Origin of the sequence: uncultured Formosa sp. (genome assembly GCF_947500765.1) — a bacterium.
Lineage (GTDB): Bacteria > Bacteroidota > Bacteroidia > Flavobacteriales > Flavobacteriaceae > Formosa.
Map to the genome: position 1 here is coordinate 69,751 of NZ_CANMTH010000004.1, position 18,170 is coordinate 87,920.

At 31.2% G+C, this 18,170-nt stretch carries 16 protein-coding genes; 11 read left to right on the forward strand and 5 right to left on the reverse strand.

Translation table 11 applies throughout. The features are described 5' to 3' along the window. The first annotated feature begins 40 nt into the window (after positions 1–40). The 11 genes from Q1B05_RS09195 (at position 41) to Q1B05_RS09245 (ending at position 14,955) form a co-directional block, all read left to right on the forward strand. Entirely contained in the window at positions 41–2,257 is a 2,217-nt protein-coding gene (locus Q1B05_RS09195; protein ID WP_299779881.1) for a RelA/SpoT family protein, read from the forward strand. Positions 2,258–2,285: 28 nt separating this feature from the next. Next, a complete protein-coding gene (locus Q1B05_RS09200; RefSeq protein ID WP_299779883.1) occupies positions 2,286–2,741 on the forward strand; it encodes a Fur family transcriptional regulator in 456 nt (151 codons plus the stop codon). Positions 2,742–2,753: 12 nt separating this feature from the next. After that, the gene (locus Q1B05_RS09205; RefSeq protein WP_299779885.1) at positions 2,754–4,025 is read left to right on the forward strand and encodes an adenylosuccinate synthase; all 1,272 of its coding nucleotides are present in this window, start codon (positions 2,754–2,756) and stop codon (positions 4,023–4,025) included. 129 nt (positions 4,026–4,154) lie between these two features. Next, positions 4,155–5,954: an OstA-like protein gene (locus Q1B05_RS09210; protein ID WP_299779887.1), complete on the forward strand. Its 1,800-nt coding sequence runs from the start codon at positions 4,155–4,157 to the stop codon at positions 5,952–5,954. Between the two features lie 4 nt (positions 5,955–5,958). Continuing rightward, positions 5,959–7,140, forward strand: coding sequence for an aspartate aminotransferase family protein (locus tag Q1B05_RS09215; protein ID WP_299779889.1), 1,182 nt, complete (start codon positions 5,959–5,961; stop codon positions 7,138–7,140). Between the two features lie 141 nt (positions 7,141–7,281). After that, on the forward strand, positions 7,282–8,667 hold the full coding sequence (locus Q1B05_RS09220; RefSeq protein ID WP_299779891.1) for a tetratricopeptide repeat protein: 1,386 nt from the start codon (positions 7,282–7,284) through the stop codon (positions 8,665–8,667). Between the two features lie 55 nt (positions 8,668–8,722). Further along, entirely contained in the window at positions 8,723–9,730 is a 1,008-nt protein-coding gene (locus Q1B05_RS09225; protein ID WP_299779893.1) for a DUF368 domain-containing protein, read from the forward strand. Continuing rightward, the gene (locus Q1B05_RS09230; RefSeq protein ID WP_299779895.1) at positions 9,730–10,749 is read left to right on the forward strand and encodes a DUF368 domain-containing protein; all 1,020 of its coding nucleotides are present in this window, start codon (positions 9,730–9,732) and stop codon (positions 10,747–10,749) included. The genes Q1B05_RS09225 and Q1B05_RS09230 overlap by 1 nt, the downstream gene beginning before the upstream one ends. Continuing rightward, positions 10,718–11,479 (forward strand): shikimate dehydrogenase, encoded by a 762-nt coding sequence (locus Q1B05_RS09235; RefSeq protein WP_299779897.1) that lies wholly within the window; start codon positions 10,718–10,720, stop codon positions 11,477–11,479. Before Q1B05_RS09230 ends, Q1B05_RS09235 begins: the two co-directional genes overlap by 32 nt. A gap of 100 nt (positions 11,480–11,579) precedes the next feature. Next, positions 11,580–13,499, forward strand: a complete 1,920-nt coding sequence (locus Q1B05_RS09240; RefSeq protein WP_299779899.1) for a DUF349 domain-containing protein — start codon at positions 11,580–11,582, stop codon at positions 13,497–13,499. Positions 13,500–13,668: 169 nt separating this feature from the next. Beyond that, positions 13,669–14,955 carry an NAD(P)/FAD-dependent oxidoreductase gene (locus tag Q1B05_RS09245; RefSeq protein WP_299779901.1) on the forward strand — a complete coding sequence of 429 codons (1,287 nt, stop codon included), beginning with the start codon at positions 13,669–13,671 and terminating at the stop codon, positions 14,953–14,955. A gap of 220 nt (positions 14,956–15,175) precedes the next feature. Here Q1B05_RS09245 and mazG read toward each other — a convergent pair whose 3' ends face one another. The 5 genes from mazG to ruvX all read right to left on the reverse strand — a co-directional run bounded on the left by mazG (position 15,176) and on the right by ruvX (position 18,061). Next, positions 15,176–15,949 (reverse strand): nucleoside triphosphate pyrophosphohydrolase, encoded by a 774-nt coding sequence (gene mazG, locus Q1B05_RS09250; RefSeq protein WP_299779903.1) that lies wholly within the window; start codon positions 15,947–15,949, stop codon positions 15,176–15,178. Positions 15,950–16,046: 97 nt separating this feature from the next. Continuing rightward, positions 16,047–16,496, reverse strand: a complete 450-nt coding sequence (locus Q1B05_RS09255) for a DUF5606 domain-containing protein (protein ID WP_299779905.1) — start codon at positions 16,494–16,496, stop codon at positions 16,047–16,049. Between the two features lie 55 nt (positions 16,497–16,551). Then, on the reverse strand, positions 16,552–17,142 hold the full coding sequence (def, locus tag Q1B05_RS09260; protein ID WP_299779907.1) for a peptide deformylase: 591 nt from the start codon (positions 17,140–17,142) through the stop codon (positions 16,552–16,554). A 111-nt stretch (positions 17,143–17,253) separates the two neighbouring features. After that, positions 17,254–17,526 (reverse strand): hypothetical protein, encoded by a 273-nt coding sequence (locus Q1B05_RS09265; RefSeq protein ID WP_299779909.1) that lies wholly within the window; start codon positions 17,524–17,526, stop codon positions 17,254–17,256. A 124-nt stretch (positions 17,527–17,650) separates the two neighbouring features. After that, positions 17,651–18,061 (reverse strand): Holliday junction resolvase RuvX, encoded by a 411-nt coding sequence (gene ruvX, locus Q1B05_RS09270; protein ID WP_299779911.1) that lies wholly within the window; start codon positions 18,059–18,061, stop codon positions 17,651–17,653. Between the last annotated feature and the right edge of the window lie 109 nt (positions 18,062–18,170).

Below are 18,170 nucleotides of genomic sequence, written 5' to 3' on the forward strand. Positions count from 1 at the left end.
AACTGTTGTAAATTAATATTCTTTATACTACTTTTAGTATATGACAGATGACGAAATAGAACAAGAAAATACAGCTATTGCAAGAGCTTATAAAGACCTTTTAAAAGTTAGTTACCGTACCCTTAGTGATGATGATAAAAAACTAATTCGAAAAGCGTTCGACGTCGCTGTTGAGGCCCATAGTGATCAACGTAGAAAATCTGGCGAAGCTTATATTTTTCACCCTATTGCTGTTGCCCGACTTGTAGCAAAAGAAATTGGGTTAGATGCAACCTGTATTGCAGCTGCACTTTTACACGATGTTGTAGAAGACAATCCCAATTACAGCATAGAAGACATTGAAAACCTTTTTGGGAAAACCGTTGCACGTATTGTAGATGGCTTAACAAAAATATCTTCCATGCAAAAAGATATGGAAGACGTATCGTTGCAAGCAGAGAATTTCAGAAAAATGTTGCTTACTTTAAATGACGACGTACGTGTTATCATTATAAAAATTGCAGACCGTTTGCACAATATGCAAACGATGGACTCTATGCGGCCCGACAAGCAAATTAAAATTGCGAGCGAGACACTATATATTTATGCACCTTTAGCACACCGTATTGGACTCTATAATATTAAAACAGAATTAGAAGATTTAGGTTTAAAATACACCGAACCCGAAGTTTATTTTGATATTCTAAACAAAATAAAAGAAAGTAAAGAAGAACAAGACGAATACATAAGAGAGTTTAACGAACTGATTCAAAAATCATTAGATAGAGAAGGCTTACATTACACGATTAAAGGGCGTCCGAAATCTATTTTTTCTATCCGTAGAAAAATGATGAAGCAAGGCGTGTCTTTCGATGAGGTATACGATAAGTTCGCTGTTAGAATAATTTATAAAAGTGATACTGCTAATGAGAAATTCCTAGCTTGGAAAATTTATTCAATCGTTACAGATCATTTTCGTCCAAACCCTATCCGATTACGCGACTGGATTTCTTCACCTAAATCTACCGGTTACGAAGCACTCCATATTACTGTAATGGGACCAAAAGGACGTTGGGTAGAAGTTCAAATTAGAAGTGAGCGCATGAACGAAATCGCAGAAAAAGGTTATGCGGCTCATTACAAATATAAACAAGGAACTAATAAAGAAGATAGTTTAGATACTTGGGTCGCAAAACTACAAGAAGCACTAGAAAGTAACGAAACTAATGCTGTAGATTTTGTAGAACAATTTAAACTGAATCTATATTCTAAAGAAATATTTGTTTTTACACCTAAAGGAGATTTAAAATCGTTGCCAAAAGATGCAACACCTTTAGATTTTGCATTCAATATACATACCGAAGTTGGTATGCGAACTCGTGGAGCCAAAGTAAACGGAAAATTAGTACCACTTAGTTATAAACTAAACAGTGGTGATCAAGTCGATATTTTAACTTCAGACAATTCTAAACCAAATGCAAACTGGTTAGATTATGCCACTACTGCAAAAGCAAGAGGTAAGATTAAATCGGCATTAAAAGAAGATAAAAAATTAATTGGAGAAGACGGTAAAGAAATTTTAAGACGTAAATTAAAACAACTTAAAATTGAACTCAACGAAAAATCGGTTAACGAATTGGTTCATTTCTTTAAACTTAAAACCAGTTTAGATTTATTTTATCGTATTGGTTTAGGAGCCATAGACAATACCATGTTAAAATCGTATGCATCTTCTAGAAGCAATGCACTTGTAAGTTTCTTTAAAAATAAAATTACACGACGCGCAAATGTATCTAAAGAAGACCTTGAGAAAGACGAAGTTATTTCAAAATACGATTTACTTGTTTTTGGAGACGAAGAAGAAAAATTAGATTATAAACTTTCTAACTGTTGTAACCCCATTCCAGGAGACCAAGTATTTGGATTTATTTCTGTAAATGAAGGTATAAAAGTACACAAGAAAAACTGTCCGAATGCTGTATCTTTACAATCTAATTACGCATATAGAATAATTCAAGCCAAATGGATAGATTCGTCTCAGCAAGCATATTCTGCGCAAATAATTTTATCAGGAATAGACAATATTGGTATCGTTAACGAAATCACTAAAATCATTTCTTCGAACATGCATGTGAATATTAAAAGTCTAAGTTTTAAAACAAATGATGGCTTATTCTCAGGTAAATTGAATGTAATTGTTAAGAATAATTCAATGCTGAATAAATTAGTTACGAATCTTAAAAAAATTAATGGTATAGATAAAGTGTCTAGAGTCTAAAAATATACGTAAATTTGCGGTTGAAATTATGAGTTTAAAATCAGATACAAAAAATCAGGACATTGTAAAGAATGTCTTCACCAAATTCTTAGAAGATAACGGGCACCGAAAAACACCGGAACGTTATGCTATACTTCAAGAAATATACGATAGTGAAGTGCACTTCGATATAGAATCTCTATATCTTAACATGAAAAATAAAAAATATCGTGTTAGTCGTGCTACCCTTTACAATACTATTGAGCTTCTTTTAGATTGTAGCTTAGTAAGAAAACATCAGTTTGGACAAAATCAAGCACATTACGAAAAATCGTATTTCGATAAACAACACGATCACGTTATCCTTACAGATACCGGTGAAGTTATCGAATTTTGCGATCCAAGAATTCAATCCATAAAAAAAACTATTGAAGAGGTTTTTGATATCGAAATTAAAAATCATTCGCTATATTTTTATGGCAACAGAAAAACAACAACCAAATAATATATCTTTAAAATGGCAGTAGATTTACTACTAGGGTTACAATGGGGTGACGAAGGCAAAGGAAAAATTGTTGATGTGCTTACCTCTAAATACAACATTATCGCACGTTTTCAAGGAGGTCCAAATGCAGGACACACTTTAGTCTTCAATGGCAAAAAACACGTTTTACACACTATTCCTTCTGGAATTTTCCACGAGGATGCCAAAAATCTAGTGGGTAATGGCGTCGTTATTGATCCAGTAATTTTTAAAAAAGAATTAGATAAGCTTGAAGAGCAAAAAGTAGATTACAGAAAATCTCTTCTTATCTCTCGTAAAGCTCACATTATCTTACCAACACACCGTTTATTAGATGCTGCAAGTGAAGCTTCTAAAGGAAAAGCCAAAATTGGTTCTACATTAAAAGGAATTGGCCCAACTTATATGGACAAAACCGGACGGAATGGTTTACGTGTTGGAGATTTAGAATTAATCGATTGGAAAGATCGCTACAGAGCTTTAGCTGATAAGCACGAAGCAATGATCGATTTTTACAATGCTGAAATTCAGTATGATTTAGATGAACTTGAAACTGAATTTTTTGAAGCGGTAAAACTTTTAAAATCTTTAACTTTCATCGATTCTGAAGAATACGTTTACCAACAACAAAAAGCAGGAAAAACTATTCTTGCAGAAGGAGCACAAGGGTCGCTTCTAGATATCGATTTTGGAACCTATCCTTTCGTAACATCTAGTAACACTACTGCTGCTGGTGCTTGTACTGGTTTAGGTGTCGCTCCAAATCAAATTGGAGAAGTCTTCGGGATTTTCAAAGCTTACACAACTCGTGTAGGTTCAGGACCATTCCCAACAGAATTATTCGACGAGGATGGTGCAACTATGGCTAAAGTAGGACATGAATTTGGAGCAACAACAGGACGTGCACGTCGTTGTGGTTGGTTAGATCTTGTTTCTTTAAAATATGCTTGTCAAGTAAATGGAGTAACACAACTTATGATGATGAAAGCAGATGTATTATCTGGTTTTAAAACATTAAAAGTGTGTACTGCGTATAAATATAAAGGCGAAGTTATAGAACATTTCCCTTACAATATCGAGCCAGAAAACGTAGAGCCTATTTACACTGATTTTGAAGGTTGGAGCGAAGATTTAACAAAAATGTCTGAAGACTCTCAACTTCCAAAAACATTAAACACTTATATCGAATTTTTAGAAAAAGCCTTAGAAACACCTATTACTATTGTTTCTGTAGGTCCAGATAGAAAAGAAACTATTTTTAGATAAGATTTAGTTTTAGAACCTTTATAAAGACCTGTTTAAATTTATTTTAAACAGGTCTTTTTTATCTTAAATGTTTTACAAATCGTTATCGAAAATCATTTATATCCTTATTTTTGCCACAAATATTTTAAATTGAAAACAGCTCCAATACTCTATATATTTTTTATATTCTTTTTTATCTCGTTTGTAAAACTAAATGCGCAGCAACAAAAACGTATTAAAATTGAATATTCTGGGTTCCTAACTTCTAGTGAGGAAAAATATCCAGGTGCTAAAATCTTAACACGAGACGATTCTGGTCAGATACATATTATACACGAAGGAGTAAATATGTGGTGCGATCAAGCTATTTTTTATAGTAATGAAGATTTTATAGAAGCATATGGTCATGTAAAAATGAAACAAGGTGATACCATTAACATGGACGCCAAATATGTAGAATATAGCGGTAAAACTAAATTAGCATTTGCAAGCGGAGATGTGGTATTAACAGAACCAAGTTCTGTCTTAACAACAGACACCTTGTATTTTGATCGTGCAAAACAACAATCCTTTTATAAAACCGGAGGAACTGTAGTTCGTGATTCTTCAGGAACAATAACAAGTAAAATTGGACGGTATTATATGGATGTAAAAAAATACCAATTCGTAAACGATGTTAAACTTGTAAACCCACAATATGTTCTAGAAACAGAACAATTAGATTATTATACAGAAAATGCTTTAGCATATATGTACGGTCCTAGCACAATTACAGGATCTTCTTCTAAAATATATTGTGAACGCGGTTTTTACGACACCACAAAAGACATTGGATATTTTATAAAAAACTCACGTATAGATTACGATAACAGAACCATTGAAGGCGATAGTTTATATTTCGACAGAAATAAAAATTTTGCCTCTGCAACCAATAATATTACAGTAACCGACACCTTAAATAACAGCCTTATAAAAGGACATTATGCAGAGGTGTACAGAGCAAAAGATTCTGTTTTTATTACAAAAAGAGCTTTGGCTATTTCTGTACAAGAAAATGATTCATTATATATTCATAGTGATACACTTATGGTTACAGGAAAACCTGAACATAGAATTACACGCGCATTTAGAAATGTTAAAATGTATAAATCAGACATGAGCGGAAAAGCAGATTCGATTCATATTAATCAAGAAACAGGTTTAACGCAACTTATTAACTTGTCTAGATTATCCCCTAAAGATAATTTTGCTGTAAAACGCCGACCAATTCTATGGAATTTTGGAAACCAAATGACAGGTGATACTATTCATATTAAATCCAATCCTATAGAAGAAAAATTAGATTCGTTAATCGTATTTGAAAACGCTTTTATTATAAGTAAGGATACTGTTGGAGATGGATTTAATCAAATAAAGGGGCAACGATTGTATGGATTATTTAATGAAAAGAATCAATTACATCAAGTCGATATTATTAGAAATGCAGAATCTATTTACTATGCTAGAAACGATGAACAAGAATTAATCGGGATTGAAAAATCTAAATCGGCTAGCATTTCCATGTATTTTGAGGGTAATGAAATTAATGAATTAAAAAAGATTAATCAGGTAGACGGAAGCTTATTTCCTAAATCTAAATATCCTGCAAATGCTACAAAATTGAAAGGTTTCGATTGGAGAGAAGAAGAGCGACCGAAAAGTGTAGAAGATTTATTTAAAGACGATCCACCTCTAAATCTTCCCATAATAAAAGGCTTAGAAGACTATATTCCTCAAGAAGAATTTTTTGATGAAGATTTAATAAATCGAGCAGAAGAAGCTGAAGAAAGTAATAAATCTAAAAATCTTCAAAATCCTTCTAAAGCATCAAGACATATCCCTAGTAAAGATTCTATTCAAGATATAATACAACCTTTAAAAAAACCTGCAACTTTAGAAAAAGCACCTTAATATAATGAAAGACCAATTTTTCAAATATCAAGCACAAACATCACCGTTTCCCTTGGCTATGGAAATATCTCATGCAAAAGGGTCTTATATATACGACACCAATAATAAAGCATATTTAGATTTTGTTGCTGGTGTGTCTGCATGCAGCTTAGGACATTGTCACCCTAAAGTTATAAATGCCATAAAAGACCAAATAGACAAATATATGCATGTTATGGTGTATGGGGAATATATACAAAAACCAGCTGTAGATTTAGCCGAGTTTTTTGCCTCACACACACCAGAACCTTTAGAGCAAACCTATCTTGTAAACTCCGGAACAGAAGCAATTGAAGGAGCTCTTAAATTAGCGAAACGAGCTACTGGCCGTAGCGAAATTATAGCTGCAAAACACGCTTATCATGGAAACACTATGGGATCCATGAGTGTAATGGGTTATGAAGATCGTAAACAAGCCTACAGACCTTTAGTTCCGGGAACAAAATTAATTACATTTAATAACGAAGCTGATTTAAAAGAAATTACAATTAAAACTGCTGCTGTTATTTTAGAAACCATACAAGGTGGAGCTGGATTTATAGAACCAAAAGATGATTATTTAACTAAAGTAAAAGCAAGATGCGAAACTGTAGGAGCACTTTTAATTTTAGATGAAATACAACCTGGAATTGGAAGAACAGGAAAACTCTTTGGGTTCGAAAATTACAATTGCACACCAGATATATTAGTAACAGGAAAAGGCTTAGGTGGCGGTATGCCAATTGGAGCATTCACAGCATCAACCAAACTTATGAGTCTGCTTAAGGAAGATCCTAAAATGGGGCACATTACAACCTTTGGCGGACATCCGGTAATTGCAGCTGCAGCACTAGCCACTTTAAAAGAAATAACCGAAACTAATTTAATGGCAGAAGCTTTAGAAAAAGAGCAATTAATTAGACACCTATTACAGCATCCTTTAATTACAGAAATACGAGGACGAGGTCTAATGCTTGCAGCCTTAACTACAAGCGAAGACATCACTAATCAAGTTATACTCGAAGCTCAGAACCAAGGATTAATCGCTTTTTGGTTGTTATTTGAACCTAGAGCTATACGAATTACGCCGCCTTTAACCATTTCTAATAAAGAAATAGAAGCTGGATGCAAGATACTTATCGACATTTTAAATACCATAAAACACTAAATATCAATAACATAAAGTCATTATTTTTCACAAAACACAAGTACTGTTGATTACTTTGTTGAAAACAATTACCTTTTTTTTTAATTATGCTTAAATTTGAGCATTACATTTAATGGTATAAGAAACCATATACAGCTGCCTATGGAGTTCAGTCCTAATAACAACGAATTACCTTTAACTAAATTTGAATCGATGCTTAAAACAAATCATGTTTTGTTTTTTGATTCTGAAGAGTTTGAGAATATCATACATTATTATTTAGATTTAGGAAAAATTGCATTGGCTAAAAAAGCCATAAAATTAGGTCTAGACCAACATCCTACATGTACTAATTTAAAACTTTTTAAAATTGAAGTTTTTGTCTTCGAAAATAAATTAGAACAGGCAGATACAATGTTAAACGACTTGTATACTTTAGAGCCTCTTAACGAAGAGATTTATATTCAAAAAGCGAATATTTTATCTAAAAAAGATCTGCACGAACAAGCTATTGATGTCTTAAAAAAAGCACTTCATTTATCTGAAGAAACTGCAGATTTATACTCCTTAATAGGAATGGAATATTTATTCCTTGATAAATTTGAAGAAGCAAAAGATAGTTTCATTAAGTGCTTAGAAGAAGATCTTGAAGATTATTCGGCCCTTTATAATATGATTTATTGTTTCGAATTTATGGAACAATTTGAAGAAGCTATTAAATATCTTAATATTTACTTAGATAAAAATCCATATAGCGAAGTCGCTTGGCACCAACTAGGTAAACAATATTTTGCATTAAAACGTTACAAAAAAGCAATATCGGCTTATGATTTTGCTATTATTTCAGACGATACTTTTGTTGGAGCTTATATTGAAAAAGGTAAAGTACTTGAAAAACTAAAACGATTTGAAGATGCCATAGAAAGCTATTCAACATCGTTAACATTAGACGATCCTACATCTTTTGCATTATTACGTATTGGACATTGTTACGAGAAATTAGGTAAGAACAACCAAGCAATTAAATATTTTAAGCAAACAGTACACGAAGACCCATTATTAGATAAAGGTTGGGTTGCTATTACAAAATATTACAGCAAACAAAAAAACTATCAAAAAGCGTTATACTTTGTAAATAAAGCAATAAGTATTGATGGAGACAATGTAAAATATTGGAAATTGTACGCGCAAATAAACCACCGCTTAAACTTTTTAGAAGAAGCAGAAAGTGGTTACAAAAAAGCTATAGAATTAGGTAATTATGAATTAAATACCTGGTTAACACGTTGCGATATTTTAATAAAAATAGGAGAACCTGAAGCGGCAATCTACAATCTTTTACAAGCTGCTGAGTTTTATCCTGAAAATGCAGAAATCGAATACCGATTAGCTGGTTTATACTTTAAAAGTAACGAACTAGAAAAAGCCTCTTTCCATTTAAAAAACGGATTGCATTATAACCCTGAGTATGTTTTTATTATAGAGGAACTTTTTCCTGAAACCTATAAATCTAAGCTCGTAAAAAAAGCACTTAAAGCTAAAGATTAGTCTATGCAATATGGGTAAAATTTATACCTTTGGGTTTCGAATTTAAAACCTAAAAATGCAACGACAATTAAAAGACTATCTAATCATTTCTCTTAAAGGATTAGCAATGGGAGCTGCCGATGCTGTTCCAGGAGTATCAGGAGGAACAATCGCATTTATTTCTGGAATTTACGAAGAGCTTATTGCAACCATAAGTGGTGTAAATTTGTCTCTTTTTAAAACATTAAAAACTCAAGGTTTTAGTTCGTTTTGGACACAATTAAACGGAAATTTTATACTCGCGCTACTTTCCGGAATTGTTGTTAGTTTTATCTCGTTTATGCGCGTTGCTAAATATTTATTAGAACACCACCCTATCTATATTTGGTCTTTCTTTTTTGGACTAATTATAGCAAGTATATTTTTTGTTGGAAAACAAATAGAAAAATGGAATATAGCAGCTGTTCTTAGTCTTATTACAGGTGCTGTATTAGCATATTACATTACAACTTTACCTTCTTTAAATAGCTCAGAAAATCCATGGTTCTTGTTTTTTGCTGGAGCTATTGCTATTTGTGCCATGATATTACCAGGAATTTCTGGATCTTTTATTCTCCTAATCTTAGGAGCTTATAAAACGCTTAGTGATGCTTTACATGATTTTGATGTAAAGAAAATCATCTTATTTGTTTCAGGTGCTTTAATCGGATTATTAAGTTTTAGTCATTTATTAAAATGGTTATTTAAACACTATCACAATACAACATTAGCTGTACTTACAGGGTTTATTTTTGGATCGCTAAATAAGGTATGGCCTTGGAAACTAACAACTACAGTGTTAGAAAAAAGCACTGGACATATTTTACCATTTACTGAAGTCTCTAAATTAGGAACGCTTTCTATTTTTGAACAACAAACTCAAACTACCGATCTTTATAAAACAATAGTAGAACGCAGTACATTACCATCTATATATGCAGATATGAACCAAATTAATGCACATCTAATTCCTGCAATTGGTCTAATGATTGCTGGTTTTTTAACTATCTTTATTTTAGAAAGAGTTGGTACTAAAAGAAGCTAATGGAAAGTACAAGAACATTATCAGATAAAATTTTCTTAGTTCTAAAAGGATTAGGAATGGGAGCAGCCAATAAAGTTCCTGGAATTTCGGGTGGTGTTGTTGCTTTTGTTTCTGGTTTTTATGAAGAGTTTATTTATTCTCTTCAAAAATTTAATGGTAAAGCTTTAAAACTTCTTATTAGCGGAAGGTTTAGAAGTCTCTACCAATATATAAATGGTCGGTTTTTAAGTCTGCTCTTTTCAGGAATGATAATTAGTTATTTTAGTATTTCTAAAATTCTAGATTACTTAATAAAGTATTACGAATTATATGTATGGAGTGTATTCTTTGGAATGATTATCGGCTCCATTTACTACATCAGTAAAGATTTTAAAGACTGGAATTACAAAACTATAATTGCATTAATTATTGGTACAGCTCTAGGAGTTAGCATTAGTTTTTTAGACCCTGCAAAAGAAAACGATAATCTCTGGTTTGTATTTTTTTGTGGAATAATTAGTGTTTCAGGAATGACACTTCCAGGGTTTTCCGGATCCTTCATTTTAATTCTATTTGGAAATTACGTACTCTTACTTGTAGATTCAGTAAATGCATTATACGATACCTTTGCAAATATTCTTCAATGGGATTTTGAATTTATACATAACCCAATACGTATTCGGTTATTAAAAGTTTTAACTGTTTTCACCTTCGGGTCTTTAACAGGACTAGTCACATTTTCTCATGTTTTAAGCTATATTTTAAAACATCATAAAAGTATTACAATGGCATCTATTATAGGGTTTATTGTAGGTTCTTTAGGTGTAGTTTGGCCATGGAAAGAAACTATTTTCAAAACATTACCATCTGGAGAGCCGGCTTTAGACTCTACAGGATCTAAAGTTATTACTAATTACATTCGCTATATTCCTGAGCTAAATTCTGAAACTTTTATTGCCATTTCCTTAATTATATTCGGAATAGGTATTGTATTAGCATTAGAAATGTATGGCGAAAAAACACGATCAATTCATGAATAAACTAGGCCTTTTAGGAAAGCAAATTTCGTATTCATTTTCAAATACATATTTTAAAAAAAAATTTGAAGATTTAAATATTACAGATACCACTTATGAAAATTTTGATTTAAATGATATTTCGGAATTTCCTTTAATATTTAAAAACAATCCAGAGGTAAAAGGATTGAATGTAACAATACCTTATAAAGAACAAGTAATTCCCTTTTTAGACAAATTAGACAAAAAGGCTAAAAAAATAGGTGCAGTAAACACTATTAGAATCACAAAAAAAGGAAAACTAATAGGAAGTAATACCGATTATTACGGTTTTAAAAAATCTATAGAATCATATTTAAAACCACATCACAAACATGCTTTAATTCTAGGTACTGGAGGCGCTAGTAAAGCCATTGCCTATGCCTTAAAAAAACTAAAAATAAAATTCAAGTACGTCTCTAGATCTCCAAAAAACGACCAAACAATAAGTTACGACACGTTAATGTCTGAAGGTTTAGGTAAGTATAAATTAATTATTAACTGCTCTCCTGTTGGTACATTTCCGAATGTAGATGATTCTCCGAATATTCCTTACAATGATATTACATCAGAACATTTACTTTTTGATCTTATTTACAATCCAGAAGAAACTACTTTTTTAAGAAAAGGAAAAGTACAAAAAGCAACCATTTTAAACGGATATAATATGCTTGTTAATCAAGCAGAAAAATCCTGGAAAATCTGGAATTTATAAAACAATAAACAGTTTCATTTAAACTATAACAACACTTTGTAATTATAAGAGTTGTTAGTATCTTTAGAGACTAATAATAATGAACCAAACATTTTTTAAAATGTCAGAGCAAGATAACCTACAACACGTAGACGGAAACGAAGAGCAAGAAATAATAGCAACAACTTCGGAAGAAATATCACAAAAAGAAATTACCACATCAACAGAAGATGATGTAAAAAATGAAGATGTAGTTTTTGAGGAGATAGAAGCTTCCAATGCAGAAGATGCAGAAGATGAAGGCAACAATGATAGACATACAATTCCTTTTAAGGAATATGATGCAATGTCTTTAGAAGCATTGGTTATCGAACTTGAAAAATTAGTTTCAGGTGAAAAAGTTCAGGCCATTAAAGAACATGTTGATGGTATTAAAAACGAATTCAATTCTAAATTTAATACGTTAATAGACGAAAAGAAGGAAGAGTTTTTAAATGAAGGAGGTAACGAAATAGACTTTTACTACTCCAGTCCAATTCAAAAACGTTTTAAAGATGCGTATAAAGAATACCGAGGTAATCTGCATTCTCATTATAAAAATATAGAAACAAATTTAAAGTCTAATTTAGATAATAGACTTCAAATTATAGAAGAGATTAAGGGATTAATTAATGTAGAAGAAAACATTAATACAACTTACAAGCATTTTAAAGATTTACAAGATCAATGGCGTAATGCAGGCCCTATTCCTAGAGACAAATACAATAATGCATGGAATAGCTACCACCACCATGTAGAGATTTTTTACGATTTTCTTCATTTAAACCGCGATTTAAGAGATTTAGATTTTAAACATAATTTAGACCTAAAACTAAAAATAATAGAACGTGCTGAAGAATTAGCTCAAGACGACGATACTAATCGTTCTTTTAGAGAGTTACAAGTACTTCATAAAATGTGGAAAGAAGAGTTGGGTCCTGTTTCTAAAGAATATCGTGAAGAGATTTGGAATCGCTTTAAAGCTGCTACAAAAATTATACATAATAAGCGCCAAGCATATTATAATGAGCTAGATAAAGTTTACGAAAAGAATTTAGAAAAGAAAATAGAAATTATAGAAAAAATTGAAGCTTTAACCACTGCTGGAGCTAAATCTCACAACGGTTGGCAAGCTAAAATTAAAGAAATAGAGCAACTAAGAGAACAATTTTTTAGTGCTGGAAAAGTACCTTTAAAAGTAAACGAGGCAACTTGGGCTAGGTTTAAAGAAACGGTTAGAGCTTTTAACCGTAAGAAAAATGTGTTCTATAAGGATTTAAAAAAGGAACAATTTGATAATCTTCAAAAAAAATTAGATTTAATCAAAATCGCTGAAGACAATCAAAACAGTGACGATTTTGAAACGACTACTCCATTAATGAAACGCATTCAGAACGATTGGAAGAAAATTGGTCATGTGCCACGTAAAGACAGTGATAAAATTTGGAAACAATTTAAAGCTGCTTGTAATGGCTATTTCGACAAATTACATTCTAAAAAGAATGCTGAAAACGAGGTTGAAAATACTGCCTTTAAAGCAAAAACTGAGCTTTTAGATCATATAAAAACTATAGAATTTACAAACGATAAAGAAGCAGATCTAGAAACTATTAAAACTCAAATTACAGCTTGGAAAGCTATTGGTCGTGTACCAAGTAACAAACGTTTTATAGAAGGTAAATTTAATAAAGCCCTAGACGAACTTTTTAAACAAGTAAAAGTTGATAGTAACGAAGCAGAACTCATTAAATTTGAAAACAAATTAGACGAACTTAGTAACGCTGAAGATTCAAGATATCTAGACAACGAACGCTTATTTATTCGTAAAAAAATTGATGAAGTTAAAAGTGAAATTAATCAATTAGAAAACAATTTACAGTTTTTTACAAACGTAAAAGACGATAATCCTTTAGTTAAAGAAGTACATGCAAACATTGCAAGACACAAAGATTCTTTAACTCTCTGGAAAACAAAACTTAGTAAAATTAAAGCCTTATACTAAGTTGCATTTTAATAGTATTGAAACGTCCATTAAAAACAATTTTAATGGACGTTTTTTTATGCTTTTAAGGTTTATAAATAATTTATAATAATCTTATATATAAGTATACTTGTTTTAGAAAAAACCACATTATCTTTGCCGCTAATTCAACTAAATTAACCTTATTATTATGGAAAATAAGAAAACAATTATAGTTGTTGGTGGTGGTTTTGCTGGTTTAGAATTTATAAACCAATTAAAACAAGCACATCAATACAAAATTATTTTAGTAGACTTAAACAATTATAATTTTTTCCCACCTCTTCTCTATCAAGTTGCAGCTGGTTTTATGGAACCTTCTGCCATTAGTTATCCGTTTAGAAAAATTTTAAGAAAACATGACAATGTAAAGTTTTACATGGGTGAATTACAAAAAGTAGTTCCCGATGAAAACAAAATTATCCTAAGTAACGGAGAATTAAGTTACGACATTTTAGTAATGGCCTCTGGTGCAGAAACCAATTTCTTTGGTAACAAGAATATTGAAGAGAATAGTTTACCAATGAAAACTATTTCAGATGCCTTAGCCTTACGTAATGTGATATTTACACGTTTAGAGCGCGCAACAAGAATACAAGATCCTGAAAGAAGAAAAACATTACTTTCGTTTGTTATTGCAGGAGCAGGTCCTACTGGTGTTGAACTTTCTGGACTATTTTCTGAAATGCGTTCGCATATTTTAGAAAAAGATTATCCAGAATTAAACCCTAGCGATTTAGGTAACATTTATCTTATAGACGGGCAAGATGCTGTTCTTGCTGCAATGTCTAAAAAAACACAAGGTTATACATACAAAAATTTAAAAGACTACGGTGTTATTATAAAACTAAACACCTTTGTTAAGGATTTTAAAGACGATGTTGTGTCTCTTTCAGACAATACAGAAATACATTCTAGAAATTTAATTTGGGCTGCAGGAATATCTGCTAGAACCTTTGAAGGTTTTAAGGAAGAAAATTATGGTCGCGGAAAGCGTTTAAAAACAAATACCTTCAATTTAGTTGAAGGGTACAAAAACATTTATGCTATTGGTGATACATCCATAGTTATTGGAGATAAAAACTATCCAGGAGGTCACCCTCAATTAGCACAAGTAGCAATTCAGCAAGCTAAAAGCCTAGGAAAAAACTTAAAAAACAACACTTGGGAACCTTTTAAATATACAGATAAAGGCTCAATGGCCATTATTGGTAGTAATAAAGCAGTGACAGATGGCCCTGATCATAAATTCTTTCTAAAAGGATTTATAGCTTGGTGTGTATGGATTTTTGTTCATATTATGTCTCTAGTTAATTTTAGAAACAGAATGCGTGCATTTTACGATTGGATGGGATATTACATTAATAAAGATCAATCTTTTAGAATGATTATTAGACCCAAAGAAAAAGTGAAAGTAGAAAGCAAAAAACACTTATAAAAACTGAATCCTACTTGATAACTTGTATCAAGTAGGATTAAATTACTAACTAAACTAACTAAACCATTATTTCCTAACCTATATAGAAATAACAAATTCTGAATGACATAGTTTAAAATGTAAGGATTATGCTATTAATCTCAATCTATAAAAGATTTATGTCACTCATATTAATATATACGTAGAAAAAACTGTATTGGATTACGATATTATAAAAACATTACATTTTTTTCGCTTCTTCCCAAAATACATCCATTTCTGCAAGAGTCATATCCTTTAATGGTTTATTAATTAAAGCTGCTTGTGCTTCTAAATATTCAAATCGTTTTTTAAACTTTTTATTTGTGCGTTCTAAGGCATTTTCAGGATTAATCTTAAGAAAACGTGCGTAGTTAACTAGAGAAAATAACACATCCCCAAATTCATTTTCCATCTCTTTTTGATTGCCTTTATCTATTTCTACTTTTAATTCTGCTAGTTCTTCTTCAACTTTATCCCAAACTTGGTGTGGTTCTTCCCAATCGAAACCTACACCTGAAACTTTTTCCTGAATTCGGCTAGCTTTAACCAAAGCAGGCAAACTATTAGGCACACCTTGAAGTACACTTTTATTACCTTCTTTAAGCTTTAAATTCTCCCAATTACGTTTTACGTCTTCTTCATTTTCAACTTTTACATCTCCATAAATATGAGGATGTCTGTCTATTAATTTTTCGCAAATACCGTTACAAACATCTGCAATATCAAAAGCTTCAGTCTCGCTTCCTATTTTAGAATAAAATACAATATGAAGTAATACGTCTCCTAACTCTTTTTTAATTTCTTGTAAATCGTTATCTAAAATAGCATCCCCAAGTTCGTAGGTTTCCTCTATGGTTAAATGACGGAGCGTCTCCATAGTTTGCTTTTTATCCCACGGACATTGCTCGCGTAATTCGTCCATAATGGTTAATAATCTATCGAAAGCTTGAAGTTGTTGGGCACGTGTATTCATAATGTATTTAAAAGATAAAATTATTGATAAGTAAAGGTAATAAAAACAAAAGTCCGACTCGAGGTCGGACTTTAATATGTTTATATGAAATTTGAATTTATTCTTTTTCTGAAACAGATTCTTCTTTTACTACTTCACTTTCTTCTTCAGATTCTTCTTCAGTAAAATCTAAAAGATCATTCTTTTGAAGTAAATTATACCATTGAATTACTTTCTTAATATCGCTTGGATATACACGATCTTCATCATATTCTGGTAAAATTCCAAAAAAGTATTCTTCTAATTTATCCTTACTGTCTTTATGGCTAATACTTGAAGGACCATTACTCTCTTTTGTAGCAATAGTTTCAAGTACTGTTTTTAATGGCACTTCTTCTGTTAATGTATAAATAGCAATTTCGCTTAACACACTTACGTTATGATTCATAGTTACAGAAAGTCTTTTATTATCTAATAAAGACTCTGCGATAAATCCGTTTCGCGTTTGCATGATTAATTTATATAATCCTGGTTTTCCTGAAATAGCTAATACTTTATCTAAGCTCATAATTTATTTTTTAAAAGATCGCAAATATCTTGTGTTTGTAAGTGTTATACAAATATTATCGTCTCTTTTTTTGTTTTGGGAAACGCATTTTATAATCGACTCTAATTTTTCCTTTAGAAATATTATCTAAACGTCCTTTTATTAAACGTTTTTTTAATGTAGAGAGTTTTTCTGTAAACAGTATACCGTCTATATGGTCATACTCATGTTGTATAACACGTGCCATAAGTCCGTCGTATGTTTCAACATGCTTTTCAAAATTCTCGTCCAAATATTCAATTGTAATAGACGGTTTTCTAAATACATCTTCACGAACATCTGGAATACTTAAACACCCTTCATTAAATGCCCACTCATCACCTTCTTCTTTCGTAATTTGTGCATTAATAAATACTTTTTTAAACCCTTCTAGAGCTTTTTTATCTGCTTCAGATAAATCTTCATCTTCTGCAAAAGGTGTAGTATCTATAACAAATAAACGAATTTGCAAACCTACTTGTGGCGCAGCAAGTCCTACCCCAAATGCATTATACATAGTCTCGAACATATTATCCAAAAGTTCATTTAACTTCGGATATTCTGCATCAATATCTTCTCCTACTTTTTTTAATACGGGATCGCCATAAGCGACAATTGGTAAAATCATTTTTGTGCGTTATAAAAATTTGAAATGCAAAAATACAATTCTTACCGTTAATAGCCTATAATATTAAATATCCTTTAAGACAGTGTCGTAATTTTTAAGAGCATTTTATTGCTAGCAAGCCGCTACATCTCTTATAATAGTGAAGAAATTAAGTGTACATTTAATCTTAGAATTAACTATAGTATTGATTAAATCACTGTGTCTGTTTACTATTTTTAAGGTTTTCTTTTCTTTTAAAAGAAAAGTGTTGGATTGAAAAAGAGGTGTATCTTTTATTTCTAATGGAATCTGATCCGTTTTATTAAAATCGTTACTCTGAGCATTTAGAGAAAAAGCTCCAAAACACAAGACGATTACAAAAAACAATAACTTATTATAGTTCATAGCATTAACTAATTTGAAGCAAATATAAAATCTAACTTCCATTTTAGTTAAAAATTTAGCTAAAAATTGTTTATTTACCGATAAGAGGCTAAAAACTTAATAGAAATCTGTAAAAATCGCATAATTATTTTGAAGATAAATAACTCTGTAATATTAATGTCGCACTAATTTCGTCTACTAAAGCCTTATTTTTGCGTTGTTTTTTCTTTAGTCCACTATCAATCATAGTTTGAAAGGCCATTTTAGATGTGAAACGTTCGTCTACACGTGTTACAGGAATTTGCGGAATAGCTTTAGATAGTTTCTGTAAAAAAGGGATTATAAAAGCTTCACTTTCAGACGCTGTAGCATCCATTTGCTTAGGCTCTCCTACAACAAAAAGTTCTACTTTTTCTTTAGAAATATAGTCTTTCAAAAACGATATTAATTCTTTAGTGTTAACAGTTGTTAATCCAGAAGCTATCATTTGAAATTCATCGGTTATTGCAATTCCAGTCCTTACTTTTCCATAATCTATTGCTAAAACACGTGCCATTCTTTCTTTTTTATACAAAGTTAGTGTTAAGAAACAAAAGTATTATAGATTCTATCTATAAAGATTTAGGATTTTTTTATGTATTGGGTTTTAAGGAGATAAATTATAA